Raw genomic sequence first — 24,151 nt, forward strand, 5'->3', positions numbered from 1 at the left:
TGGAGCGGGGATGGACCCCCTGGGAGGGCGGGCGCTGTGTTCGGGCGGGCGGGCCAGCCGAGCGGATGCACAGGCCGGCCAGGGGGTCGGGCGGGTCAGTCGGGCCGTTCACGGATGGCCGGCACTCGCGTAAGGCTGACACTCATGGACGGCCAACACTCGCGTGCGGCCCGCAAAGGGCGAGTCGGCTGCGCGGGAGGCGCTCGGCGCGGCGATGCCGCGTTGGTGCTGGTGTTGGTGCCGGTGTTGCTGCTGACATCGGTGTTGCTGCTGCGCTGACAATGCCCCTCGTAGGTAACGACGTCCCTGGGCCACGAGGGTTGCGTTCGGCGCTCTGAGGGTCTCGCCCGCCGCACGGGGCTGGGGTGTTCGTCGAGGTCACCGGGTACGGTGGCTCACCATGAGCGAGAAGATCCGGGTGGCGGTCGTGTTCGGCGGGCGCAGTAGCGAGCACACCATCTCCTGCCTGTCCGCGGGCAGTGTCCTGGGGAACCTCGACCCGGAGCGGTTCGAAGCCGTCCCGGTCGGCATCACTCGTGAAGGGCGCTGGGTGCTCGGGACCGGCGACTCCGCGCAGCTCGCCATCCGCGGCCGTGAGCTGCCTTCCGTCGAAGACGGCAAGAGCCTCGTGCTCGCCGGGGATCCCTCCAGCCAAGGGCTCGTCGCCGTCGAGCCGGGGCGGGAAAGTGAGCTGCTGTCCCAGGTGGATGTCGTCTTCCCGGTGCTGCACGGCGCCTTCGGCGAGGACGGCACCATCCAGGGCCTGCTCGAGCTCGCCGGCATCCCGTACGTCGGCCCTGGCGTGCTCGCCAGCGCGGCCGCCATGGACAAGGAGACGGCGAAGAAGCTCCTGGCCGCCGAAGGGCTTCCGGTCGGCACCTTCGCCGCACTCCGCCGGGGTCAGTCCACTTTGGACGACGAGGCCAAAACCCAGCTCGGCCTGCCGGTGTTCGTGAAGCCGTCGCGCGCCGGTTCTTCGGTCGGCATCAGCCGCGTGACGTCCTGGGACGACCTCGACGCCGCCATCGAGCTGGCCCGCGCCACCGACCCGAAGGTTCTCGTCGAGGCGGCCGTCGTCGGTCGCGAGGTCGAGTGCGGTGTCCTGGAGTTCCCGGACGGCCGCGTCGAGGCGTCGCTCCCGGCCGAGATCCGCGTCCTGTCCGAGGACGAAAACGCTTGGTACGACTTCGAAACCAAGTACCTGGGTGACGACGCCGAGCTGGACATCCCGGCCAAGCTCGACGACGCCGTCACCGAGAAGCTCCGCGCGATGGCCGTCGAGGCCTTCCGCGCGCTGGACTGCCAGGGCCTCGCCCGCGTCGACTTCTTCGTGGGCGCCGACGGCGAACCGAGCATCAACGAGGTCAACACGATGCCCGGCTTCACGACGAAGTCCGCCTACCCGAAGATGTGGGAGGTCACCGGCGTCGACTACCCGACCCTGCTGACCACGCTCATCGAGACGGCGATCGCTCGCGGCACCGGCCTGCGCTAGCCCAAAGCCGTGAAGGCCTCCTTACCGGCCATAAGAGCCGGGAAGGAGACCTTCACGGCTTTCAGGAGAACCGCAGCGGGCGCGCGGGCAGCTTCGCGGCCACCGTGTCCGAGATCTGCTGCAACGGGCCCGTTCCGGCGCTGTCCGGCACCGTGAGGGCCGAGTAGACCTCGCGGTCCACCACGTACCACGTCGACGCGCCGTCGCCCGGGACCTGCAGCCACTGGACGCCGTTCACCAGCCTCAGCTGCGACGTCGGGGTCAGCTCCGGCGGCCGGTCCAGCCCGCACCGGAGCACCAGCGGGTCGGTCGTGCCCCACGCCACCGTCGCCGGCGGGGCCGGGTCCGCCAGGGTGCGCAGCGAGAGCGATGACCCGTTCGACGTCAGCTCGGTCGGCACCGCGCCCAGCAGCGTCTTGCACGCCGGGGACGCCGCCGCCGGGGCGGGCACGGAGACCAGCGGCAACGGGCCGGCCGCGGGATCCGGAGAACGGTGAGTCAGGGCGAAGACGGCGACGGCGACCGCCAGGGCCACGGCGAGCGCGGCCGCGGTGACGAGCACCACCCTGGGTGGGGCGCCGGTGTCGGAGTCAGGCACCGGACCACTACACCACTGCTCAGAGATGCACGACCGGGCAGGTCAGCGTCCGCGTGATGCCTTCCACGTTCTGCACCTTCGCGACCACGAGCTGGCCCAGCTGGTCCACGCTGTCGGCGGCCGCGCGCACGATGACGTCGTACGGGCCGGTGACATCCTCCGAGCTGGTCACACCAGGGATGCTCGAGATCTCGGCCGCCACCGCGGCCGCCTTGCCGACCTCGGTCTGGATGAGGATGTATGCGTGGACCACGGCGCGCCCTTTCGTCGGGATCGATCGGCTCAGGGTAGGAACTTGGGAGCAGGAACGTTCTCAGCCAGCAACGTATCGCCAGCTCACGCAAAAACATAGGGCATCCGACTATCGGTGATCGATCTTTGTCCCGGTAGAGAAAGCAGAGGTGACCGGTGTCACCGAACGACGCAACGGTCGCCGAGACCGGGGAGTTCGCGCTCATCCGAGCCGTCACGGAAGGACGCCGCCAGCCCCCGGGCACGCTGCTCGGCCCCGGCGACGACGCCGCCGTGATCGCCGCCCCCGACGGGCGCGTGGTCGCCAGCACGGACGTCCTGGTGCAAGGGGTGCACTTCCGGCTCGACTGGTCCGCCCCGGAGCAGGTCGGGCGCAAGGCCGTCGCGGTCAACCTGGCCGACATCGCCGCCATGGGCGCCGCGCCGACGTCCGTCCTCGTCGGCATCGCCTGCCCGCCCGACACCCCGCGCGAGGTGATCACCGCGCTGGCCGACGGCATGTGGGCCGAGGCCGAACGCGCCGGCGTCGGCGTCTCCGGCGGCGACATGGTCCGCGCCGACCAGCTCGTGATCAGCGTCACCGCGCTCGGCGACCTCGGCGACCGCGAACCGGTGACGCGCTCGGGGGCCCGCCCCGGCGACGTCGTCGCGGTCTGCGGGAAGCTCGGCTGGGCCGCCGCGGGCCTGGCCGTGCTCGGCCGCGGCTTCCGGTCCCCGGTCGGCGTCGTCAACGCCCAGCGCGCCCCGGAGCCGCCGTACGAAGCCGGGCCGCGCGCCGCGCTCGCCGGGGCCACGGCCATGATCGACGTCTCCGACGGGCTCCTGGCCGATCTGGGGCACATCGCCGAGGCGTCCGGGGTCGGCATCGACGTCCGCACCGCCGACCTCGACGTCCCCGCCCGGCTCACCGAGGTCGGCGCCGCGCTGGGCGCGGACCCGCTCGACTGGGTCCTCACCGGCGGCGAGGACCACGCCCTGGTGGCCACGTTCCCGTCGTTCGCCGAACTGCCGGAGGGCTGGCGCACCATCGGCGTCGCGACCATGCCGGACTCGGGGATCACCGTGGACGGCAAGCCTTCGACGCGAGAAGGCGGCTGGACCCACTGGCGCTGATCTAGGCTCTGCGAACGTGAGAATCGTTCCGGTCCCCTACGACCACCCCGACGCGGCCAAGCTCATGGCCGCGGTGCAACAGGTTTACGTCGAGCGCTACGGCGACGAAGACGCCACCCCGATGGACCCCGCGCAGTTCGACCCGCCGCAGGGCCTGTTCCTCATCGGCTACCAGGGCGAGGAAGCCGTCGCTTGTGGAGCGTGGCGCGCGCACGACGGCCCCGCCCCCGACTTCCAGGACGGCGACGCCGAGTTCAAGCGGATGTACGTCGCCGATTCCGCCCGTGGTCGCGGGTTCGCGCGGATGATCCTGTTCGAGCTGGAGCGCACGGCGGCGCTGTCCGGCCGCAAGCGCGCGGTGCTGGAAACCGGCACCAAGCAGCCGGAGGCGATCGCGCTCTACGCGTCATCGGGCTACGTCGAGATCCCCGGCTTCGGCATCTACAAGAACGAGCCGGACAGCCGGTGTTACGCCAAGGACCTCAGCGGGGCGTGAGCTTCAGCAGGGCCGCGGCGTGCGGGCGCAGGGACGCGGAGACCGCGGTGCCCACGTCCTGGTGGGCCCAGAGATCCCGGACGTTCCAGGCGCCCGGGAGCGTCGCGGACACGGTCGCGGTGGTGGTGCCGGTGTTGAGCAGCACCACCGCGAACCCGCCGCCGGACAGGGGCTTGCCCCACACCTGGTAGCCCGGCCCGGCCGCGAGCTGACGGCCCTGGCCGCCCGCGAAGTCCTGGTCGACGGCGATCGCCTCGGGGTTGCCCAGCGTCGCGAGGTCGTCGTCGCCCAGCTTCGCCGGATCGGTCCCGGCGAACAGCGGCGCGTTCAGCACGGCCCAGACGCTGAAGTGCGCGCGGGCCTCGTCGGCGGTCAGCGTGCCGTTGCCGACCTGCAGCATGTCCGGGTCGTTCCAGCCGCCGGGCGAGCCGCTGTGGACGGCGACGGCGGCCTGCTGGTCGATCGTCGCGAGCACGGAGTCCCAGGTCGGGGTCAGGTCGTAGGTGGTCCGCCACAGGTTCGCCACCGGCCGCGCCCAGGTCCACGGGCTGGAGACGCCGTATTCGGAGATCGCGTAGACGATCGGGCGGGGGAGCGCGGCCAGTTCGTCGCGCATCTTCTCGAACGCCGCCCGCCGGTCCAGGCCGTCGACCGTGTCGGCATTGCACCAGTCGTACTTGAGGTAGTCGACGCCCCAGCGGCCGAACGTCTCGGCGTCCTGCCGCTCGTGGCCGAGCGAGCCGATGCCGGCCGCGGGGTAGGCGTCGTTGGCCATCGCGCAGGTCCGGCTGCCCGGCACGGCGTAGATCCCGAACAGCAGGCCGCGCGAGTGGACGTAGTCGGCGAGGTCGGCGATGCCGTGCGGGAACCGCGTGGGATCGGCCTGCAGCGAGCCGTCGGCGGCGCGCGCGGGGGCCTGCCAGCAGTCGTCGACGACGACGTAGCGGTACCCGGCGTCGCGCAGGCCGTCGTCCGCGAGCGCGTCGGCGGCCTGCTTGACGACGTCCTCGGTGAGGTCGTAACAGCGGACCTGGTTCCAGCTGTTCCAGCCCATCGGCGGCGTCGTGGCCAGGCCGTTCGCCATTGCCGGTGACGCGACGGGCGCGCTCAACAGCCAGGTCAGCACGACGAGCAGGAGCACGAGGAGCGTGCTTCTCGGACGGGTGTGCTGCCTCGGGTCGATGACGTGATCCAATCGCATTGCACGTGAAACCGCAGTCACCGGAGGCGGCATGCCGATCTACGCGCTCGGTTCGCTCGAACCGACGATCCACCCCGATGCCTACGTCCACCCGGACGCGACGGTCATCGGCGACGTCCGGATCGCCGCCCACGCGTCGGTGTGGCCGCAGACCGTGCTGCGCGGCGACCACGGGTACATCGAGATCGGCGAGCGCTCCAACGTCCAGGACGGCTGCGTCCTGCACTGCACCGAGCAGCACCCGACGATCCTCGGGCCGTCGTCGGCGGTGGGGCACGCGGTGCACATCGAGGGCGCGAAGATCGGCACCGGCTGCCTGATCGCGTCCGGCTCGGTGGTGCTCAACGGCACGGTGGTCGAGGACGGCGGCATGGTCGGCGCGGGCGCGGTGCTGTCGTACGGCTCGTACGTCAAGTCCGGCGAGATCGCCCTCGGCGTGCCCGCGAAGACGCGGGAGAACAAGTCCTTCGGGCCGGAGAGCATCGCTCTCGTGGTGGATTCGTACGTCGAGCGGGCGAAACGGTTCCGCGTCGAACTGCGGCGGCTCGACCCGCGCGAGTGACGGCGGCCACGGCCGGTAAGCTCGCCGCCCGTGACCGCACGACCGCTGCAGGACATCGTCGAGGCAGGCTGGGCCGAGGCCCTGGAACCGGTGGCGCCGCAGGTCGCCGCGATGGGGGAGTTCCTCCGCGCGGAGATCACCGCGGGCCGCACGTACCTCCCGGCGGGTGAACACGTGCTGCGGGCGTTCAAGCAGCCGTTCCACGACGTCCGGGTGCTGATCGTCGGCCAGGACCCGTACCCGACGCCCGGGCACGCCGTGGGCCTGAGCTTCTCGGTGGCGCCGGACGTCCGGCCGATCCCGAAGAGCCTGGTCAACATCTACAAGGAGTACGCCGAGGACCTCGGCCACCCGCTGCCGGCCAACGGCGACCTGACGCCGTGGGCCGACCAGGGCGTCCTGCTGCTCAACCGGGCGCTGACGGTGCAGCCGGGCAAGTCGAACTCGCACCAGGGCAAGGGCTGGGAAGACGTCACCGAGCAGGCGATCAAGGCCCTCGCGGCCCGGTCCGAGCCGATGGTGGCGATCCTCTGGGGCCGCAACGCCCGCAACCTGCGCCCGATGCTGGGCGAGGTGCCGTGCATCGAGTCGGCGCACCCGAGCCCGCTGTCGGCGCACAACGGCTTCTTCGGGTCGCGCCCGTTCAGCCGCGCCAACGAGCTGCTGGAGCAGCAGGGTGCCGCGCCGGTCGACTGGAAGCTCCCGTAGGTTCGGTGTCCGGATCGGAGTGACGGCTCCGACCAGGGGGAAACCTTTGGAGGGCACATGATCGTCACATCGGCCGACGGCACGACCATCGCCTACGACCAGCGCGGCACGGGCGCGCCCGTGATCCTGGTCGGCGGCGCGTTCAACGACCGGACCACGGTCGCCGGCCTGGCCGACGTCCTGGCTGCGGACTTCACGACGATCGCGTACGACCGCCGTGGTCGTGGCGACAGCGGTGACACCGGTCCGTACGCGGTCGAGCGGGAGATCGAGGACATCGCGGCGCTGATCGCCGAGGTCGGCGGCTCGGCGTCGGTGTTCGGCCACTCGTCGGGCGCGGTGCTGGCCCTGGAGGCGGCCGGAGCGGGCCTGGCGATCGAGAAGCTGGTGGCGTACGAACCGCCGTACGCGACCGACGCGGAGTCACGCCCCGACGTCACGGAGAAGGTGGCCGCGCAGATCGCCGCGGGCGACCGCGACGGCGCGGCGGCGACGTTCCTCGAGGTCGCGGGCACCCCGCCGGAGGTCATCGAAGGGATGAAGCGGGCCCCGGTGTGGGGCTGGTTCACCTCGCTGGCGCACACGCTCCCGTACGACCTGGAGATCTGCGGCCCGGGTGCCCACCCGCGCAAGGACCACCTGGCCCGCATCACGGCCCCGACGTTGGTGATCGGCGGCGGCGCCAGCCCGGAGAAGCTGCAGTCAGGAGCCCGCGTCGCGGCGTCGGCGGTCCCCGGTGCCCGTCACGAGACCCTCCCGGGCCAGGACCACGGAGTGCTGCAGCACCCGGAGTCCCTGCGCGACCTGCTGGTGGAGTTCTACAAGTGAGCTGACCGCTCAGGTGACCCCGCCGGGGGTCCAGGGGGCTTGCCCCCTGGCGGGGGCCTGGGGGTTCGACCCCCAGAAGACACCTAAGGCGAAAAAAATGGCGAGTGCTCTCCACGAGCACTCGCCACCTTTAAGTTTCGCCTTAGCCCCGGACGACCTTGCCCGCCTTGATGCACGAGGTGCACACGTTCAGGCGCTTGCGCTGGGAAATACCCACCTTGGCGTGGACGGTCTGGATGTTCGGGTTCCACCGGCGGTTGGTACGCCGGTGGGAGTGCGAGACCGACTTGCCGAAGCCGGGTCCCTTGCCACAGACGTCGCACACGGCAGCCACGTCGAACTCCTTTGGATCTGGGTCATAGAAATGAGCCCAGACGGACTGGGCAACTCGACCATAGTAACCAGTGGCTCCGCCGGGTTCCGCACGGGGTCGATACGCTCGCCCCGGGAACGGCGAGGAGGTCACGGGGTGCGGGTGCTGGACGCGGCGGCGGTGTCGGCCTGGGCTGCGGGTTGTGTGCGCAGCCTGGCGAGCCTGCGGCCGGCCATCGACGGGATCAACGTCTACCCCGTGGCGGACTCCGACACCGGCTCCAACATGCTCTTCACGATGACCGGCGCGGCCGCCGAGCTCGACGTCGCCGCGCCGGAAACCGCCGCCGACGCGCTGAGGGTCCTCGCGCGCGGCGCCGTCGCCTCGGCCAAGGGCAACTCCGGCGTGATCCTCTCCCAGGTCGTGCGCGGGCTGGCCGACCGCGCCGAGGGCGAGCTGGACGGCCCGTGGCTGGCCGCCGCGCTGGGGCACGCCGACGAGGTCGCCACCGGGGCCGTGAGCCGGCCGGTCGCCGGGACCATCCTGACCGTGCTGCACGCCGTCGCCCTCGCCGTCCGCGGCGATACGCGTCAGCTCGGCGAAGTGGCGCGAACCGCCGCGAAGGAAGCCGCGCACGCGCTCGAGAAGACGCCGCTCCAGCTGCCCGCGCTGGCCAAGGCCGGGGTCGTCGACGCCGGGGCCCGCGGGCTCGTCGCCGTGCTCGACGCGCTGGTCGGGGTGCTCACCGGCACCGCGGTCGAGCAGGACCACGCGCTCGAAGTGCCGGTGGTGGCGGAGGAGGTCTACGCCTGGGAGGTCATGTACCTGCTGGACGGCGTCGACGAAGCGAGCCTGCCGATCCTGCGCAAGGAGCTGGGCGGCCTCGGCGACAGCGTCACGGTGGCCGGTGACGGCTCGGGCAGCCACGCCGTGCACGTCCACTGCGCCGACATCGGCGCCGCCATCGAAGCCGGGCTGACGCTGGGGCGGCCGCGCCGGATCCGCGTCGAACCGCTGCTCACGCCGACGCCGATCGAGCCGGGCGGCGGGATCGACCGCACCGTCGTCGCCGTCGTGCACGGCGGCGGGCTGGCCGAGGTGCTGCGCGCCGAGAGCATCCCGGTCCTCGAAGTGCCCGAAGGCACCACGCCGAGCGTCGAGGACATGATCGGCCTGCTCAACGAGGCCGCCGGCCGGCACGTCACGGTGCTGCCGGGCGGGGTCGCGCTGACCGCGGCGGCCGACACCGCGGCGGGCCACGCGATGGCCGCCGACCGGGACGTCGTGGTCATCCCGTGCACGTCGCCGGTGCAGGTGCTCGCGGCGCTGGCCGTGCACGACGCCGGGCGCCGCACCAACGACGACGTCGTCGCGATGGCCGAGGCGGCCGCCGCGACCAGGCGTGGCGAACTGCGGATCGCGCAGGAGGAGTCGCTAACCTGGGTGGGCCGGGCCCAGTCCGGCGACGTGGTCGGCCTGGTCGACGACGAGGTGGTGCTCATCGAGGCCGCCCCGGCGTCGGAGACCAACCTCGTCGCGGCGGCGATGAAGGTGCTGAACCGGATGCTGGCGCTGGGCGGGGAACTGGTGACGGTGCTGAGCGGGGCGGCCGCGCCGCCGGGGGTCGCCGAAGAGCTCGCGGAGCAGCTTCGGGTGGAGCACCCCGAGGTGGAGCTGGCCGGGTACGCGGGTGGGCAGGCGGACGCCGTGCTGCTGATGGGAGTCGAATAGCGATGGCCGGACTGCGCGACAAGCTGCCGTTGCTGCTGGGTGCCAAGACGGCGAAGGCGCTCGCCACGGCGTTGGACATCGAGACGGTCAGCGACCTGCTGCGCCACTACCCGCGCCGCTACGCCGAGCGGGGTGAGCTCACCGACATCGCCGGCCTCGAGCTGGGCGAGCACGCGACCGTGCTGGCGCGCATCGAAAAGGTGAGCAAGCGCCGGATGAAGGCCCGCAACGGGACCATCATCGACATGGTGATCACCGACGGGAAGCGCCGGCTCACGTGCGCCTTCTTCAACCAGGCCTGGCGGGAGAAGGACCTGGTGCCGGGCAAGTCCGGCCTGTTCGCCGGCAAGGTCTCGGCGTTCCGCGACACCCTGCAGCTGACCAACCCCGAGTACGAGCTGTTCGAGGCCGATCGCGAAGCCGAGGCGATGGACGACTTCCTGGCCGCCATCATCCCGGTTTACCCGGCGGCGCAAGGCATGCCGACGTGGTCGATCGCCAAGTGCGTCCGCCAGGTGCTCGACGTCCTCGACGTCGACGAGGACCCGATGCCGCCGGAGCTGCTGCGGCTCCAGCACCTGGGGGACCTCGAAAACGCGCTGCGCGGCATCCACCGCCCGGAGAACTGGGCGCACCTGGAGGCGTCGCGCAAGCGCCTCAAGTGGGACGAAGCGATGGCCGTGCAGCTGATCTTCGCGCAGCGCCGGCATTCCGCGATCTCCCGCCCGGCCAAGGCGAACCCGCACGTCGACGGCGGGATCATGGACGCCTTCGACAAGCGGCTCCCGTTCGACCTCACCGCGGGCCAGCGCGGCATCGGCGACGAGATCGCCACCGACCTGGCGACCGAGCACCCGATGAACCGGCTGCTGCAGGGCGAGGTCGGCTCGGGCAAGACGATCGTCGCGCTGCGGGCGATGCTGCAGGTGGTCGACAACGGCCGGCAGTCCGCGCTGCTGGCGCCGACCGAGGTGCTCGCCTCGCAGCACGCGCGGTCGCTGCGCGAGATGCTCGGCGACCTCGCGCAGGCCGGCGAGCTGGGCGCGGCCGAGAAGGCCACCCGCGTCACGCTGCTCACCGGGTCGATGGGCGCGAAGGAACGCAAGAAAGCGTTGCTGGAGGCCATGAGCGGCGAGGCCGGCATCATCGTCGGCACGCACGCGCTCATCCAGGAGACCGTGCAGTTCGCCGACCTCGGCCTGGCCGTTGTCGACGAGCAGCACCGCTTCGGCGTCGAACAGCGCGACGCGCTGCGCACGCGCGGCGCCGAGGGCACGAGCCCGCACGTGCTGGTGATGACCGCGACGCCGATCCCGCGCACGGTCGCCATGACCGTCTACGGCGACCTGGAGATCTCCGCGCTGCGCGAGATGCCGGTCGGCCGGTCGCCGATCAGCACGACGGTCGTCCCGGTGGCGGAGAAGCCGGCGTGGATGGACCGCGTCTGGCAGCGTGTCACCGAAGAGGTGTCCAAGGGGCACCAGGCCTACATCGTGTGCCCGCGGATCGGCGACGAGCCGCCGTCGGACAAGAGCGACAAGCGGCCGCCGGTCGCCGTCCTCGACATCGCGCCGCAGCTGGTGGAGGGGCCGCTCAAGGGCCTGCGCCTCGCCGTGCTGCACGGCCGGATGCCCGCGGACGACAAGGACGCCGTGATGCGCGCCTTCGCCGCGGGGGAGCTGGACGTGCTCGTGGCCACCACCGTGATCGAGGTCGGCGTCAACGTGCCGAACTCGACGGCGATGGTGATCATGGACGCCGACCGGTTCGGGATCAGCCAGCTGCACCAGCTGCGCGGCCGCGTCGGCCGGGGCAGCGTGCCGGGGCTGTGCCTGCTGGTCACCGAAGCCCTCGACGGCACGACGACCCGCGAACGGCTGGCGGCGGTCGAGTCGACCACGGACGGGTTCGAGCTGTCCCGTCTCGACCTGGAGCTGCGCCGCGAAGGTGACATCCTCGGCGCCGCGCAGTCCGGGAAACGGTCCACGCTGAAGCTGCTTTCCCTGCTGCGGGACGAAGACGTCATCGCCGAGTCGCGGGCGCGGGCGCAGGAGATCGTCGAGAAGGACCCGGCGATCTCGAAGTTCCCCGGCCTGGCCCAGATGGTCGCCGACGTCGTCGACGTCGAGCGCGCGGAGTACCTGGAGAAGTCGTGACCGCCGTGGTCCGGCCCGCCGCTTGATGCCGGCGGACTTCCTCACCCGCAGGTCGGTCGAGAACCGGACGGCGGAGTGGGCGCGTTCCCTGCGCGCCGGCGGCCGCGTGCTGGTGGTGCAAGACTCGGCCGTGGTCGGGTCCGCCGCGTTCGGCCCGCGCCGCGACGGACCGGACGACGGCGCGCTATACGTGATCGACCTGCACCTCGAAGCATGAGCCGCTGCCTGGGCGAAGGCGTTCTACGAGCGTGCGGGCTGGTCGCTCGACGGCGGCACGCGCACCGAGACGATCGACGGCGGCGCGGTTTCGCTGGAGGAGCTGCGGTTCAGCCGTCCGTTGCCGTGACGAACACCCCGGCTTTCGCGGCGGCCGCCGCTGCCGCCGCGGCGACGTCGGCGTCTCGCGGCGTCACGCCTTCGCGGGAGACGAACAGGCGGTAGAAGACCGGCCCGCAGGCGACGCGCACGACTTCGACCGCGTCCGTCCCGGCCGGAACCTCGCCGCGGGCCACGGCTCGCTCGACGATCGGGGCCGACCGCGCGTGGCGGTCGACGTAGAACTCCTCCAGGGCGGCCGCCGCGCGGGTCGAGAGGAACGCCGCCGAGATCGACGCGATCGGCAGCTCGCGCAGGCCCGGCTCGGTGAAGAAGTGCACCAGCTCCCGGTTGACCTCGCGCAGGTCGCCTTCGAGGGACCCGGTGTCCGGCGCGGCCCACTCCTGCTCGGTGCCCATCAGCAGCGCCGCCGCGACCAGGCCTTCGGCGGACTCCCAGCGGCGGTACAGCGTCGTCTTGTGCACGCCGGAGCGTTCGGCCACGGCCTCGACCGTCAGCTCCGCGTACCCGCGCTCGCCGAGCAGCTCCAGGGTCGCGTCGAGGGCGGCGCGACGGGTCCGCTCGGTGCGGCCGCCGGGGCGCTGCGTGCCGATGGTCTCCAAGTGCCACTCCCGTTGCGTTAGTGCCGTCCAGTATGCCCGCCCGAAAGGGCAGGAACCATTCACCGGACCGCCGCGGGGTACGTGTGCCCGTTCGGCTGCTTGCCGCGACCCGGTCCGCGAGCGTTTCCTGCCTGGTATGGCGGGGCGGCGGCGCGCGCTGATCGTGGCCAACGGCGAGTACGACAACGCGGGGTTGCAGCGGCTGGGCTCACCCGCGGCGGACGCGGACGCCCTCGCCGGTGTGCTGTCCGACCGCGCGATCAGCGACTTCGAAGTCCGGGTGGTGCGCAACGAAACCGCGCACGTGGTGCAGGCGGAGGTCGAGGACCTCTGCGCCGAGGGCCGTCCCGACGACGTCCTCCTGCTGCACTTTTCCTGCCACGGCTTGAAGGACGACTCCGGCCAGCTGTTCTTCGCCGCCCGCAACACCCGCCCGGACCGGCTCCGCTCGACGGCGGTGCCCGCGCACTTCGTCCAGCAGTGCCTGAAGCAGAGCCGTTCGCGCAGTGTCGTGCTGCTGCTGGACTGCTGTTACGGCGGCGCGTTCGGCCAGGGTGTCGCGGTGCGCGCGTCGGGGGACGCGAACGTCCTGGACAGCTTCCGCGGCGGCCGCGGCCGCGCGGTGATCACGGCGTCGAACTCCATCGAGTACGCCTTCGAAGGCGCCCGGCTGGCCGAAGGCGGGGTCGCGCAGCCGTCGGTGTTCACCTCCGCGCTGGTGGAGGGCCTGCGCACGGGCGAGGCCGACCGCGACGAGGACGGCTGGATCGCGCTGGGCGAGCTGTACGAGTACCTGTTCGACCGGGTGCGCGAGCGCAACCCGAAGCAGACGCCGAGCCGCGACATCGAGATGCAGGGCGAGCTGTACCTGGCCCGCAGCCGGCGCCGCCGCGTCAAGCCGTCCCCGGTCCCGGCCGACCTCGCCGCCGCGATCGCGGCGGAGAACCCGTTCACCAGGCTGGGCGCGGTGGCGGAACTGCGCCGCCGCTTGACGAGCGCGAACCTCGAGGTCGCGGTGGGAGCGTTCGAGGCGCTCAAAATGATGTCGTCGACGGACGTCCAGCACGTCGCCGAGGCGGCGCAGGAGGCACTCGGCCGGGCCGCGGTCCGGGTCGATCCGCCGGCGGTGCGTCTTGCGGCGGCACCGGGTTCGGTTGTCGTCGAGACGGTGCGGGCGTCCGGGCCGCCGGTGGCCCGGGAGGTGCGGTTCGAGGCGTCGCACGCGTGGATCCAGGTCGTGGAGACGGCGGACGGTGCGGAACTGTCGGTGATGGCCGGGGAATCGGGAGTGCGGCGGGGGAAGGTCGTGGTCACCGGCCTCACGGGCGAGACGGTCGTCGCGGTGGAGATCGAGACGGTGCCGGAGCCTGAGCCGGAGGTCGTGCCCGAGCCGGTGGCCGAGCCGGAGCCGGAGGTCGAGCCTGCGGTGGCCGACGTGGTGGCCGAGCCGGAGCCGACGGTCGAGCCCGCGGTGGCTGTCCTGCCGCCGTCACCCGAGCCGGTCGTCGAGCCCGAGCCGGCGGCGGCGGTGCCCGCACCCGAAGCGGACCCGGCACCCGAACCCGGGGCAGCCGCGCGGAAAGCCGCCGCGGTGGATCCGGCGGGGTGGTTCGCCGCGGTCACCGCGTTCGTCGGCGTCGTGCTGGTGGTCACCGGGATGTTCCTCGAGTACCGCCACGGCTACCTCCTCGGCCAGTACCGGCCCGGCATGCAGCAGGTGGTCACGTTCGTGGCCGCGTGCGCGCTGCTCGGCGTGGTGCTGACCCTGGTGCCGCGGACCAGGGCGCGGACCGGTCCCGCGGTGCTGCTCGGTGCCGCGCTCGCCGCCGTCTTCGGGCTGGCGCGCTTCCTCGGCGAGGCGACGACCCTCTCGCAGCCCTACGAGGACAGTGGTCTGGCGGCCGGCTTCACCCTCGAGCTGCTCGGCCACATCGCGCTGGTGGCCGTGGCGCCGGGTGCTTTGACGGTGCTTCGCCGGAACCCCGCGGACGCCTTGCGCGCCGCCAAGGTCGAAGGCCGGACGGCCTGGGCGGTGATCGCTCTCGGCGTGACGATCGCGGCCGGCTGGATCACCCAGCTCGTCGAGCTGACCGTCTACGACTCCGACGACGGCGGCCGCGCGGCGGCGTACTTCGTGCTCGGCGCGCTGCTGGCCGTCGCGGTCACCGGCGCCGCCGCGATCCTGCGTCCGGCCGCGGTGGGCCGCGCTGTCCTGGCCGTGGGGATCGCCGCGCTGGCAGGCGTCATGGTGCCGACGTTCGACGCGATCCAGGAGCACTCGTCCCTGACCCAGACCGGTCAGGTGATCGCGGCGATGGCGCTGGTAGTGCTGGCGATCGTCGCCGTGGTCCAGTCGGTCCGGGCCCGCCGGAATCAGCCGATCGGGCGACAGCCCTGAGTTGTCGCTGCCCCGGCTCGCGGGTACCACGCTGATCATGAGGAAACGACGGGGTGTTCTCGCGGCCGTGGCCATCGTGCTCGCCGGGCAGGCGCCGGCGGCCGCCGCCGGGGGAGTGCAGCAGGATCCGCCCAGCTGGGGGCTGGACCGGATCGACCAGCGCACCGGGCTCGACCACGCCTACCGCTACGGCGACGACGCGGCCGGCGTCACGATCTACGTGATCGACAGCGGCGTCGACGCGCAGCACCCCGACTTCCAGGGCCGCGTCGCGCCGGGGCGGGACTTCCTCGGCGGCGGCACCGACACGACCGACACCAACGGCCACGGCACCCGGCTCGCCGGGATCGCCGCGGGCCAGGCCTACGGCGTCGCGAAGGGTGCGCAGATCGTCCCGGTGCGGGTGCTCGACAAGGACGGCGGCGGCGCGACCGAACAGATCATCGCCGGGCTCGACTGGGTCGCGCAGAACGCCCGGCAGCCCGCGGTCGCCGTCCTCGGCATCGGCGGCGTCCCGAACGACCAGCTCGACGCGGCCGTGAAGCGGCTGGCCACGGTGCTGCCGATCGCCGTCCCGGCCGGCAGCGAGACGGCGGACGCGAGCGGCTTCTCGCCGGGCCGGGTGACCGAGGCCCTGACCGTCGGGGCGATCGACGACCAGGACCACCCGGACAAGGCGTCCAACTTCGGCCAGGACGTCGATCTGTACGCGCCGGGTGTCGCCGTTCCGAGCCCGATCGCGGGCGGCACGACCGCGGGCCCGGAGTCGGGCACGTCGGTGGCCGCGGCGTTCGCGGCCGGCGCGGCGGCGATCTACCTGGCCCAGCACCCCGGCTCGACGCCCGCGCAGGTGGACCAGGCCCTCGTTCAGGCCGCGACGCCGGACGCGCTGAAGGGCGTCCCGGCAGGCACGGCCAACCGGCTGCTCTACGTGCCGCAGGCGTCCTGAGACTCCGGCAGGGAGGTGCCACCAGCGCTGATCGGCCAATCTTTCCACGCGCATGATGTCCATCACCTGGTATGCAGCTCCCGCCCAGCGGGAAAAACCGGGTAACGTGCGCTGACTACCGATCCAAACGGGAAGGACCGGGCATGTTCCGCAAGGTGCTGGTGGCCAACCGCGGTGAGATCGCGATCCGCGCGTTCCGCGCCGGCTTCGAACTGGGGGCCGGCACGGTTGCCGTGTTCCCCCACGAAGACCGCAACTCGCTGCACCGGCTGAAGGCCGACGAGGCGTACGAGATCGGCGAGCCGGGTCACCCCGTGCGCGCCTACCTCTCGGTCGACGAGATCGTCGCCGCGGCCAAGAAGGCCGGGGCCGACGCCGTCTACCCGGGTTACGGCTTCCTGTCGGAGAACCCCGATCTCGCGCGCGCGTGCGAAGAAGCGGGGATCACCTTCGTCGGCCCGAGTGCCGACATCCTCGAGCTCACCGGCAACAAGGCCCGCGCGGTCAAGGCCGCGCGCGAGGCCGGCGTCCCGGTGCTCGGCTCGTCCGAGCCCTCCAGCGACATCGACGCGCTGGTCGCGGCGGCCGACGAGCTGGGCTTCCCGGTGTTCGTCAAGGCCGTCGCCGGTGGTGGCGGGCGCGGTATGCGCCGCGTCCTGGAGCCGGCCCAGCTGCGCGAGTCCATCGAGGCCGCGGCGCGCGAGGCGGAGTCCGCCTTCGGCGACCCGACGGTGTTCCTCGAGAAGGCCGTCGTGGAGCCGCGGCACATCGAGGTGCAGATCCTCGCCGACGCCGTGGGCAACATCATCCACCTCTACGAGCGCGACTGCTCGGTGCAGCGGCGCCACCAGAAGGTCGTCGAGCTGGCCCCGGCGCCGAACCTCGACCCCGAGCTGCGCGACCGGATCTGCGCCGACGCGGTCAAGTTCGCGAAGCAGATCGGCTACCGCAACGCCGGCACCGTCGAGTTCCTGCTCGACAAGCAGGGCAACCACGTCTTCATCGAGATGAACCCGCGCATCCAGGTCGAGCACACGGTCACCGAAGAGGTCACCGACGTCGACCTCGTGCAGTCGCAGCTGCGGATCGCCTCCGGCCAGACCCTCGACGACCTGGGCCTGAGCCAGGACAAGATCTACCTGCGCGGCGCCGCGCTGCAGTGCCGCATCACCACCGAAGACCCGGCCAACGGCTTCCGCCCGGACACCGGGATGATCTCCGCCTACCGCTCGCCGGGCGGCTCCGGCATCCGGCTCGACGGCGGCACCGCCTTCTCCGGTACCGAGATCAGCGCCCACTTCGACTCGCTGCTGGTGAAGCTCACCTGCCGCGGGCGCGACTTCGAGACCGCCGTCGGCCGCGCGCGCCGCGCCGTCGCCGAGTTCCGGATCCGCGGCGTGGCCACGAACATCCCGTTCCTGCAGGCGGTGCTCGACGACCCGGACTTCCGCGCCGGGCGCGTCACGACGTCGTTCATCGAGGAGCGGCCGCACCTGCTCACCGCGCGGCACTCCGCCGACCGCGGCACGCGGCTGCTGACCTACCTCGCCGACCAGACGGTCAACAAGCCGCACGGCGAGCGCCCGAAGACGCCCGACGCGACGCTGAAGCTGCCGAAGCTCGCGAAGGACGCGCAGCCGCCCGCCGGCTCGAAGCAGAAGCTCGTCGAGGTCGGTCCGGAGGGCTTCGCGCGCTGGCTGCGGGAGTCGCCGCACATCGGCGTCACCGACACGACGTTCCGCGACGCGCACCAGTCGCTGCTCGCCACCCGCGTCCGCACCAAGGACCTGCTGGCGGTGGCGCCGGTCGTCGCGAACACCGTGCCGCAGCTGCTGTCCCTGGAGTGCTGGGGCGGCGCGACCTACGACGTCGCGCTGCGGTTCCTCGCCGAGGACCCGTGGGAGCGGCTCGCCGCGCTGCGCGAGGCCGTGCCCAACATCTGCCTGCAGATGCTGCTGCGCGGGCGCAACACCGTCGGCTACACGCCGTACCCGACCGAGGTGACCAACGCCTTCGTCCAGGAGGCCACGAAGACCGGCATCGACATCTTCCGGATCTTCGACGCGCTCAACGACGTCGAGCAGATGCGCCCGGCCATCGAAGCCGTGCGCGAGACCGGCTCCGCCGTCGCCGAGGTGGCGCTCTGCTACACCTCGGACCTGTCGGACCCGGGCGAAAAGCTCTACACGCTCGACTACTACCTCAAGCTGGCCGAGCAGATCGTCGGCGCCGGGGCGCACGTCCTGGCGATCAAGGACATGGCCGGGCTGCTGCGCGCGCCCGCGGCGACCCGGCTGGTCACCGCGCTGCGCAAGGAGTTCGACCTGCCGGTGCACATCCACACCCACGACACCGCGGGCGGCCAGCTGGCCACCTACCTCGCGGCGATCAACGCGGGCGCGGACGCCGTCGACGGCGCGGTGTCGTCGATGGCGGGCACGACGTCGCAGCCGTCGCTGTCCTCGATCGTGGCGGCCACCGACCACTCCGACCGCACCACCGGGCTGAGCCTGGACGCGATCGGCGAGCTGGAGCCGTACTGGGAGAGCGTGCGCAAGATCTACGCGCCGTTCGAGGCCGGGCTGGCCTCGCCCACCGGGCGCGTCTACCACCACGAGATCCCCGGCGGGCAGCTGTCGAACCTGCGCACCCAGGCCATCGCGCTGGGCCTGGGCGACCGCTTCGAGGACATCGAGGCGATGTACGCGGCGGCCGACAAGATCCTCGGGCACCTGGTGAAGGTGACGCCGTCGTCGAAGGTCGTCGGCGACCTCGCGCTGCACCTGGTCGGCGCGGGCGTCTCCCCGGCCGACTTCGAGGCGGAGCCGAACAAGTTCGACATCCCCGACTCGGTGATCGGCTTCCTGCGCGGCGAGCTCGGCGACCCGCCGGGCGGCTGGCCGGAACCGTTCCGCACCAAGGCCCTCGAAGGCCGCGCGGACCCGAAGCCGGTGCAGGAACTGTCCGAAGAGGACCGCAAGGCCCTGGAGGAGAACCCCCGCCGGACGCTCAACCGGCTGCTGTTCCCCGGCCCCACCAAGGAGTTCGAGGCGCACCGCGAGGCCTACGGCGACACCTCGGTGCTGCCCACCAAGGACTTCTTCTACGGCCTGCGCCCGGGGGAGGAGTACGCCGTCGACCTCGAGCCGGGCGTGCGGCTGCTCATCGAGCTGGAGGCGATCGGCGAGGCCGACGAGCGCGGCCTGCGCACGGTGATGTCGACGCTCAACGGCCAGCTGCGCCCGATCCAGGTCCGCGACACCTCGATCGCGTCGGACATCCCGGCGACCGAGAAGGCGGACAAGGGCAACCCGAAGCAGGTCGCGGCGCCGTTCGCCGGCGTGGTCACGCTGCAGGTCAACGAGGGTGACACGGTCGAGGCCGGCGCCACGGTCGCGACGATCGAGGCGATGAAGATGGAGGCGTCGATCACGGCGTCCGCGGGCGGCAAGGTGGCGCGGCGCGCGATCAACGCCGTCCAGCAGGTCGAGGGCGGCGACCTCCTGCTCGTCCTGGAGTGACCCTGCTGATCAACGCCGTACCGCAGCGGCAAGGCGCGGTGGGCCCTCGGGCGGGCGACCTGCCCGGGGGCTGCGTGGCCCTCGCGGAGCTGGCCGGGCACGTGCTCGGCCGGCCCGTGCACCACGTCCCGCAGTCCCGTGAACTGTCCTCAGTGGACGGTGGGATCGCGTCACGGGCCGTGCTGACCGGGCCCAACCGCGCGGCCCAGCTGGCCGCGCTGGAGGCGCCCGGTGGACCGGTACTGACGATCGGCGGCGACTGCGGCGTCGAGCTGGTCCCGATCGGCGTCGCCCGGTACCGGTACGGCCCGGGCCTGGGCGTCGCGTGGTTCGACGCGCACGCGGACCTGAACACCGCGTCGACGTCGCCGTCGGGGGCGTTCCACGGGATGGTGCTGCGGTCGCTGCTCGGTGAGGGCGACCCGGAGTTCGCGGCGGCGCCGGCTCTGGAGCCGGGACGCGCGGTGCTGCTGGGGACGCGGGTGTTCGACCCGGAGGAGCGTGCGGCGGTTGCGCGTGGGCTGGCGGTCACGTCGGTCGATGCGTTGGCGGGCGCGGAGAAGCTGTACGTCCACGTGGATCTCGACGTGCTGGATCCGTCGGAGTTCGGCGGCCTCAACTACCCCGAGCCGGACGGGTGGACGATCGCGCGGCTGGTGTCGTCGCTGGACGCGCTGGCGGCCTACGACGTCGTCGGCGCGGGCGTCACCGAGTGCGTGGGCAACTCAGGCGAGGTCGAGGTCCTTCAGCCGGTTCTGGCTGCGTTGGGCCGGCTTCTCGTGAGTGGTGATTAGGGTTCTAACCCGCATTACCACTCACGACGGGTAGGCCTTGCGGACCGCGTCGAGGGCGATGTCGAGGTTCGCGCCGAGGTCCTGGGCCCGGGTCGCGTACTCGGCCGCCGCGGCCAGGAGCAGGGCCGCCGGGTCCGGACGGTCCGTGGGGATCGTGATCACCGTGCCGCGGGCCCGCGCCGTCTCCACCCAGCCCGCCGCCTCCAGCTCGCGGTACGCGCGGGCCACCGTGCCCGACGCCAGGCCCAGGTCGCGGGCCAGCTGGCGGATCGGCGGCAGGCGCGTCCCCTCGGGGAGCGCGCCCGCCGTGGCCGCGCGGATGATCTGGTCGTGCACCTGCCGCCAGGGCGCCAGGCCGTTCTCGGTGTCGACGACGATCTTCACGCGAGAGCCGGGAGCCTCTTCAACGGGGCGGTGACGGCCAGGAACGCGGCGATGCCCACCACGACGATCAGGAGCGAGCCGAGGTTGCCCTGCGTCCAGCCGATCGCCGTGCAGGTGCCGATGCCCAGCCCGATCGCGACGCGGGCGCTGCGGCAGCGCAGCGCCAGGTCGGCGCGCGGCTCCCCGGCCGGCGGGCGCCGCACGGCCAGCAGGGTGATCGCCCAGCAGACGGCCGTCGTGCCCGCGGCCACCGCCAGCAGCTTCCACTGCGTGATCAGGGCCAGGTGCGCGATCGCGGACACCGACGCCAGCCCGCTGAGCACCAGGGCCCAGGCCGGGACGACGTCCAGCAGCCGCCGCCGGACGAGGACCGCCTCCCGCCGCGGGCCACGCGTGGGCCGCTGGGCCAGAAGTTCGGCGATCAGGCCGCCGAGCAGCAGGGTGCCGGCGATCGAGGCGCCGTCGTTGTTGCCGCCGAACAGCAGCGGGAGCGCCAGGTAGAGCCACGGGTACCAGAACCGGCGCCGCTTGAGGTACCGGACGGCCAGCGCCACTTCAGCGGCGTCCGGGTCCGGCACCCCCCAGCGCACGAGCAGGCGGGCCCCGCGCTTGTCGTTCGGCCACAGGATGATCAGGATCACCAGGCCGACCAGGCCCATGAAGAGCCCGACCGCGAGCATGTTGTCCCACGCCATGTCGTACCTCCCGCTTGTATCAACCACACGATACAAGCGGCCGTGTCCGGGTGCGCGGCGGGCGCGGAGTTCGTCCGTTCGTACGTACATCCGGGTGCAGTCGGCGGGGTAGTTGTCAGCGTTGCGCATGGAGTCCCCGTGAACTTGTCACGAAGATGACAAGAAATCGGTTTCCCTTCGAAGGTGTGACACGTTCCGGGCTAGTTTTTCGATGTGTCCGGTGTCACCCCGCATCGGACGCGGGGTGCTCGGCCGCGCGTGGAGCGGGGCCTCTGGGGCGGAGCAAAGGAGCTGCGATGTCGGTCGAGCGCGGATTCGACCATCCGGCACCACCCGCGGCACTGCCCCGCAAGCTCGCCGACATCCTCCGGCCCGAGCTGGCCAGCCTCGCCGCCGAGATCGTCGACGAGATCCGCGCGACCATCCCGGCCTACGCCCGCCCGCTCGACGGGCCCTACGGCAAGTCGATCCGCGCCGGCGTCGAATACGCGATCACGCTGTTCGTCGCGCAGATCGCCGACCCGACGGTGTCCAAGGAACAGTCCCACGACGTGCACCACCGCCTCGGGCAGAACGAGATGCGCGAGGGCCGCAGCCTCGACACGCTGCAGTCGGCCTACCGGGTCGGCGCGCGGGTGTCGTGGCGGCGGATCATGCGCGTCGGACGGCGGAGCGGGCTCTCGTCGGCGGTGATGTCCCAGCTGGCCGACGCGATGCTGGCGTTCATGGACGAGCTCGCCTCCGTCGCGCTCGACGGCTACCTGGAAGCGAAGGCACGCACGGCGGGCGCGCTCGACACCTGGCGCCGCAAGCTGCTGCACCTGATCCTCGAGACGCCGCCCGCGTCACCGAAGGCGATCGCCGAGCTGGCCCAGCTGATCGGCTGGACGGTCCCGACCGACGCGACCCCGGTGGCCGTCTGCCCGGCCGACGGCGTCGCCCCGGCCCGGCGGCACGCGGGCCTGGACGCCGACGTCCTCGCCGAGCTCGACACCCCCGACCCGAAGCTGGTCGTGCCCGGCCAGCTGGGCAGCGCCCGCCTGGCGACGCTGCAGGTGGCGCTCCCGGACTGCCGCCTCTCGATCGGTCCGTGCGTGCCGCTGGCCTCGGTCGCGGACTCCCTGCGCTGGGCCCGGAACGCGCTGCAGCTCACCGAACGCGGCGTCCTGGTGCCCCGCCCGGTGCTGCGGGCCGAGGAGCACCTGGCGACGCTGCTGGTCAACTCCGACACGGGCCTGGTCGGCACGCTGCGGCACCGCCTGTTCGCGCCGCTGGCGGACATGACGGGCAAGCAGCAGGAGCGGCTGCTGGAGACGCTGCGGGCGTGGCTGGACAGCCAGGGCAACGTGGTGGAGATCGCGGAACGCCTCGGCGTCCACCCCCAGACGGTCCGCTACCGCATGCGCCAGCTCCAGGCGACCTTCGGCGACAGCCTCCGCGACCCGGGCGCCCGCTTCGAGATGGAGCTGGCGCTGCGCGCGGGCGCGGCCCCGCTGCCGTTGCGCTACCCGGTGAGCGACCTGCTGCCGGTCCCGCGCACGGGCGCGATCCGTCCACAGTGGACGCCGAGCTAGCGGTAGTGGCTGCTCGCCGCGGCGGGCGGCCGGGTGCTGCCGGATCGGCAGGGCCGGCGTGAACGCGCCGTCCTGGCCGGGCTGCTGCGTGCAGGTCGGCGCGTAACCCGTCGGTCCCGTGGTGCCGGGCACCCGGTGCGGCGACAGCTGCATCGTGCTCGCCCGGGCCGGCCCCGCGGCCGCGGCGAAGACCGTCACGGTCGCGAGAACCGTGGTCCGGGCACGGCGCACCGTCGTGGTTGCTCCCCTGTGGACGGTGGCCGCGGTCAGGTGATGATCAGGCTCGGGCTGAACGCCGTGTTCTGCGCGGGACTGGTCACCTTCAGCGAGCAGTTCATCGTCCACGGCGTCCAGGTGCCGGTGGTGTACTTGTGCATCTCCAGGGCCAGGCTGAACGGCGGGTTCATCGCGAACGTGGCCGAGCTGGCCCCCGAGACGGCCGAGAACGTCTCCGCGCCGCCGGTGAAGGTGATCGCCGCCGTGGTGCCGCTCCAGATGGTCGGGGCGATCACGCCGGGCGTGCTCGAGGTCACGGTGGCGCCCGTCAGCTTCACCGGGATCATGCCGCTGCCGCGGACGCCGTCGTACCCGGCGGCGTGCAGCAGGTTCTTCAGGGTCGTCGTCATGCCGAGGCTGCCGGAGATGTTCGTGATCCCGGGAGCGGTGCCGTGCGGGATCGAGCCGGGACCGTCGAACTGCTCCACCGCGGACAGCGTCTGCGCGGCGATCCCGGGGAACGTGCAGTTGTGGGCCACGCCGGAGGCGGAGTGGAACGTCGTCGTGACCGCCCCGGCCGGCGCGGCCGTTCCGGCGAGCACGGCGGCCGTCGCGGCGGCCAGGACGAGCGGGCGGCGGATCTTCACGGTTTCCTCCCGGGTCAGGTGATCGGGACGCTCGGCGTGAACGCCGTGTTCTGCGCCGGGCTGGTGACCTTGAGCGTGCAGTTCGCCGTCCAGGGGGTCCACGCCCCGGTGGACGCCTTGTGGAACTCGAGGAGCCCGCTCACGCTCGCGCCCAGCGAGAAGCCGACTGAACCGGCCGTGCCGGCGGTGAACGTCTGCGGCGCGCCGGTCACGGTGACGGTGGTGAACGGCTGAGCGGGGAAACCGCCCGCGATCACTCCGGCCGCCGGTGTCGCGTCGGTGACGGAGAACGCCGCGCTGAGCGACCCGCGCACCGCGTCGTAACCGATCGCGTTCAGCAGCGTTCGCACACTGGTGGGGAAGGTCTGCTGGAGGGACGGCGAAACCGTGAAGGGCAGGCCTGGGTGGGGATCGGTGACCGACAGCTTCGCGGCCACCGTCGTCGGCTGGGGCGTGATGCCCGGGAACGGGCAGTTGTAGGTCAGCGAGCCGGTCTTCGCCAGCGTGGTCGCGCTCGCGGTTCCCGCCGTCACGCCGGTGACGAGCAGTGCCGCGACGACGGCCGTTCCGAGCCCCCTCATG

The 24,151-nt window shown here is 72.4% G+C and carries 24 protein-coding genes; 15 read left to right on the top strand and 9 right to left on the bottom strand.

All coding sequences use genetic code 11. The features are described from left to right. Nucleotides 1-144: 144 nt before the first annotated feature. A complete protein-coding gene (locus tag OHS58_RS46570; protein WP_328646528.1) occupies nt 145-279 on the top strand; it encodes a hypothetical protein in 135 nt (44 codons plus the stop codon). 121 nt (nt 280-400) lie between these two features. Then, nucleotides 401-1,495, top strand: a complete 1,095-nt coding sequence (locus tag OHS58_RS46575) for a D-alanine--D-alanine ligase family protein (protein WP_328646529.1) — start codon at nt 401-403, stop codon at nt 1,493-1,495. 61 nt (nt 1,496-1,556) lie between these two features. Here OHS58_RS46575 and OHS58_RS46580 read toward each other — a convergent pair whose 3' ends face one another. Next, nucleotides 1,557-2,093: a DUF3515 domain-containing protein gene (locus OHS58_RS46580; RefSeq protein ID WP_326955364.1), complete on the bottom strand. Its 537-nt coding sequence runs from the start codon at nt 2,091-2,093 to the stop codon at nt 1,557-1,559. A 19-nt stretch (nt 2,094-2,112) separates the two neighbouring features. Further along, entirely contained in the window at nt 2,113-2,346 is a 234-nt protein-coding gene (locus OHS58_RS46585) for an Lrp/AsnC family transcriptional regulator (RefSeq protein WP_125306405.1), read from the bottom strand. Between the two features lie 155 nt (nt 2,347-2,501). On the opposite strand from OHS58_RS46585, the gene OHS58_RS46590 reads away from it, so the two are divergent. Both OHS58_RS46590 and OHS58_RS46595 read left to right on the top strand, forming a co-directional pair. Further along, a complete protein-coding gene (locus OHS58_RS46590) occupies nt 2,502-3,458 on the top strand; it encodes a thiamine-phosphate kinase (RefSeq protein WP_326946996.1) in 957 nt (318 codons plus the stop codon). Between the two features lie 16 nt (nt 3,459-3,474). After that, nucleotides 3,475-3,954 (top strand): GNAT family N-acetyltransferase, encoded by a 480-nt coding sequence (locus OHS58_RS46595; RefSeq protein ID WP_328646530.1) that lies wholly within the window; start codon nt 3,475-3,477, stop codon nt 3,952-3,954. Here the strand turns inward: OHS58_RS46595 and OHS58_RS46600 are convergent. Further along, nucleotides 3,941-5,095, bottom strand: coding sequence for a glycoside hydrolase family 27 protein (locus OHS58_RS46600; RefSeq protein ID WP_328646531.1), 1,155 nt, complete (start codon nt 5,093-5,095; stop codon nt 3,941-3,943). The genes OHS58_RS46595 and OHS58_RS46600 overlap by 14 nt on opposite strands. Nucleotides 5,096-5,186: 91 nt before the next feature. Between OHS58_RS46600 and OHS58_RS46605 the strand changes: the two genes are divergently transcribed. The 3 genes from OHS58_RS46605 to OHS58_RS46615 are packed head-to-tail and all read left to right on the top strand — an operon-like array spanning nt 5,187 to nt 7,253. Next, nucleotides 5,187-5,717, top strand: coding sequence for a gamma carbonic anhydrase family protein (locus tag OHS58_RS46605; RefSeq protein WP_328646532.1), 531 nt, complete (start codon nt 5,187-5,189; stop codon nt 5,715-5,717). A gap of 30 nt (nt 5,718-5,747) precedes the next feature. Then, nucleotides 5,748-6,425: a uracil-DNA glycosylase gene (locus OHS58_RS46610; protein ID WP_326947000.1), complete on the top strand. Its 678-nt coding sequence runs from the start codon at nt 5,748-5,750 to the stop codon at nt 6,423-6,425. A gap of 57 nt (nt 6,426-6,482) precedes the next feature. After that, nucleotides 6,483-7,253, top strand: coding sequence for an alpha/beta fold hydrolase (locus OHS58_RS46615; RefSeq protein WP_328646533.1), 771 nt, complete (start codon nt 6,483-6,485; stop codon nt 7,251-7,253). A gap of 142 nt (nt 7,254-7,395) precedes the next feature. Here the strand turns inward: OHS58_RS46615 and rpmB are convergent, their stop codons facing one another. Continuing rightward, a complete protein-coding gene (gene rpmB / locus OHS58_RS46620; RefSeq protein WP_247062089.1) occupies nt 7,396-7,587 on the bottom strand; it encodes a 50S ribosomal protein L28 in 192 nt (63 codons plus the stop codon). 135 nt (nt 7,588-7,722) lie between these two features. Here rpmB and OHS58_RS46625 point away from each other — a divergent pair, with 135 nt between their 5' ends. From OHS58_RS46625 to OHS58_RS46635, 3 genes are read left to right on the top strand one after another with little or no spacing between them, the layout of a single operon-like run. Further along, a complete protein-coding gene (locus OHS58_RS46625) occupies nt 7,723-9,297 on the top strand; it encodes a DAK2 domain-containing protein (protein WP_328646534.1) in 1,575 nt (524 codons plus the stop codon). A gap of 2 nt (nt 9,298-9,299) precedes the next feature. After that, nucleotides 9,300-11,453, top strand: coding sequence for an ATP-dependent DNA helicase RecG (gene recG, locus OHS58_RS46630; RefSeq protein ID WP_328646535.1), 2,154 nt, complete (start codon nt 9,300-9,302; stop codon nt 11,451-11,453). Nucleotides 11,454-11,478: 25 nt separating this feature from the next. Then, nucleotides 11,479-11,670: a hypothetical protein gene (locus OHS58_RS46635; protein WP_328646536.1), complete on the top strand. Its 192-nt coding sequence runs from the start codon at nt 11,479-11,481 to the stop codon at nt 11,668-11,670. Nucleotides 11,671-11,779: 109 nt separating this feature from the next. On the opposite strand, the gene OHS58_RS46640 is transcribed toward OHS58_RS46635, so the two are convergent. Then, nucleotides 11,780-12,391 (bottom strand): TetR/AcrR family transcriptional regulator, encoded by a 612-nt coding sequence (locus OHS58_RS46640; protein ID WP_326955358.1) that lies wholly within the window; start codon nt 12,389-12,391, stop codon nt 11,780-11,782. A 136-nt stretch (nt 12,392-12,527) separates the two neighbouring features. On the opposite strand from OHS58_RS46640, the gene OHS58_RS46645 reads away from it, so the two are divergent. From OHS58_RS46645 to OHS58_RS46660, 4 genes are all read left to right on the top strand, one after another. Further along, nucleotides 12,528-14,789, top strand: coding sequence for a caspase family protein (locus OHS58_RS46645; protein ID WP_328646537.1), 2,262 nt, complete (start codon nt 12,528-12,530; stop codon nt 14,787-14,789). Between the two features lie 37 nt (nt 14,790-14,826). Then, the gene (locus OHS58_RS46650; protein WP_326947007.1) at nt 14,827-15,738 is read left to right on the top strand and encodes a S8 family peptidase; all 912 of its coding nucleotides are present in this window, start codon (nt 14,827-14,829) and stop codon (nt 15,736-15,738) included. Between the two features lie 143 nt (nt 15,739-15,881). Next, nucleotides 15,882-19,259, top strand: coding sequence for a pyruvate carboxylase (locus tag OHS58_RS46655; protein ID WP_326947008.1), 3,378 nt, complete (start codon nt 15,882-15,884; stop codon nt 19,257-19,259). 2 nt (nt 19,260-19,261) lie between these two features. After that, the gene (locus OHS58_RS46660; protein WP_328649968.1) at nt 19,262-20,053 is read left to right on the top strand and encodes an arginase family protein; all 792 of its coding nucleotides are present in this window, start codon (nt 19,262-19,264) and stop codon (nt 20,051-20,053) included. Nucleotides 20,054-20,074: 21 nt separating this feature from the next. Here OHS58_RS46660 and OHS58_RS46665 read toward each other — a convergent pair whose 3' ends face one another. Both OHS58_RS46665 and OHS58_RS46670 read right to left on the bottom strand, forming a co-directional pair. Further along, a complete protein-coding gene (locus OHS58_RS46665) occupies nt 20,075-20,437 on the bottom strand; it encodes a GntR family transcriptional regulator (RefSeq protein ID WP_326947009.1) in 363 nt (120 codons plus the stop codon). Next, nucleotides 20,434-21,132 (bottom strand): hypothetical protein, encoded by a 699-nt coding sequence (locus tag OHS58_RS46670; protein ID WP_328646538.1) that lies wholly within the window; start codon nt 21,130-21,132, stop codon nt 20,434-20,436. The genes OHS58_RS46665 and OHS58_RS46670 overlap by 4 nt, the downstream gene beginning before the upstream one ends. Before the next feature lie 296 nt (nt 21,133-21,428). On the opposite strand from OHS58_RS46670, the gene OHS58_RS46675 reads away from it, so the two are divergent. Further along, the gene (locus tag OHS58_RS46675) at nt 21,429-22,706 is read left to right on the top strand and encodes a PucR family transcriptional regulator (RefSeq protein ID WP_247062109.1); all 1,278 of its coding nucleotides are present in this window, start codon (nt 21,429-21,431) and stop codon (nt 22,704-22,706) included. 266 nt (nt 22,707-22,972) lie between these two features. Here the strand turns inward: OHS58_RS46675 and OHS58_RS46680 are convergent, their stop codons facing one another. Both OHS58_RS46680 and OHS58_RS46685 read right to left on the bottom strand, forming a co-directional pair. After that, complete coding sequence (locus OHS58_RS46680) at nt 22,973-23,569, bottom strand: DUF6801 domain-containing protein (RefSeq protein WP_328646539.1); 597 nt, start codon at nt 23,567-23,569, stop codon at nt 22,973-22,975. A gap of 14 nt (nt 23,570-23,583) precedes the next feature. Continuing rightward, the gene (locus tag OHS58_RS46685) at nt 23,584-24,150 is read right to left on the bottom strand and encodes a hypothetical protein (RefSeq protein ID WP_328646540.1); all 567 of its coding nucleotides are present in this window, start codon (nt 24,148-24,150) and stop codon (nt 23,584-23,586) included. Between the last annotated feature and the right edge of the window lies 1 nt (nt 24,151).

The organism is Amycolatopsis sp. NBC_00348 (assembly GCF_036114655.1).
In the GTDB taxonomy this organism is placed as follows: Bacteria; Actinomycetota; Actinomycetes; order Mycobacteriales; family Pseudonocardiaceae; genus Amycolatopsis.

What these genes read in the sequence shown, in the direction of transcription:
- OHS58_RS46570 (WP_328646528.1), top strand. Translation starts at nt 145, where the DNA reads ATGGACGGCCAACACTCGCGTGCGGCCCGCAAAGGGCGAGTCGGCTGC.
- OHS58_RS46575 (WP_328646529.1), top strand. Translation starts at nt 401, where the DNA reads ATGAGCGAGAAGATCCGGGTGGCGGTCGTGTTCGGCGGGCGCAGTAGC.
- OHS58_RS46605 (WP_328646532.1), top strand. Translation starts at nt 5,187, where the DNA reads ATGCCGATCTACGCGCTCGGTTCGCTCGAACCGACGATCCACCCCGAT.
- OHS58_RS46615 (WP_328646533.1), top strand. Translation starts at nt 6,483, where the DNA reads ATGATCGTCACATCGGCCGACGGCACGACCATCGCCTACGACCAGCGC.
- recG (WP_328646535.1), top strand. Translation starts at nt 9,300, where the DNA reads ATGGCCGGACTGCGCGACAAGCTGCCGTTGCTGCTGGGTGCCAAGACG.
- OHS58_RS46635 (WP_328646536.1), top strand. Translation starts at nt 11,479, where the DNA reads ATGCCGGCGGACTTCCTCACCCGCAGGTCGGTCGAGAACCGGACGGCG.
- OHS58_RS46645 (WP_328646537.1), top strand. Translation starts at nt 12,528, where the DNA reads ATGGCGGGGCGGCGGCGCGCGCTGATCGTGGCCAACGGCGAGTACGAC.
- OHS58_RS46650 (WP_326947007.1), top strand. Translation starts at nt 14,827, where the DNA reads ATGAGGAAACGACGGGGTGTTCTCGCGGCCGTGGCCATCGTGCTCGCC.
- OHS58_RS46655 (WP_326947008.1), top strand. Translation starts at nt 15,882, where the DNA reads ATGTTCCGCAAGGTGCTGGTGGCCAACCGCGGTGAGATCGCGATCCGC.
- OHS58_RS46670 (WP_328646538.1), bottom strand. Translation starts at nt 21,132, where the DNA reads ATGGCGTGGGACAACATGCTCGCGGTCGGGCTCTTCATGGGCCTGGTC.
- OHS58_RS46675 (WP_247062109.1), top strand. Translation starts at nt 21,429, where the DNA reads ATGTCGGTCGAGCGCGGATTCGACCATCCGGCACCACCCGCGGCACTG.
- OHS58_RS46685 (WP_328646540.1), bottom strand. Translation starts at nt 24,150, where the DNA reads ATGAGGGGGCTCGGAACGGCCGTCGTCGCGGCACTGCTCGTCACCGGC.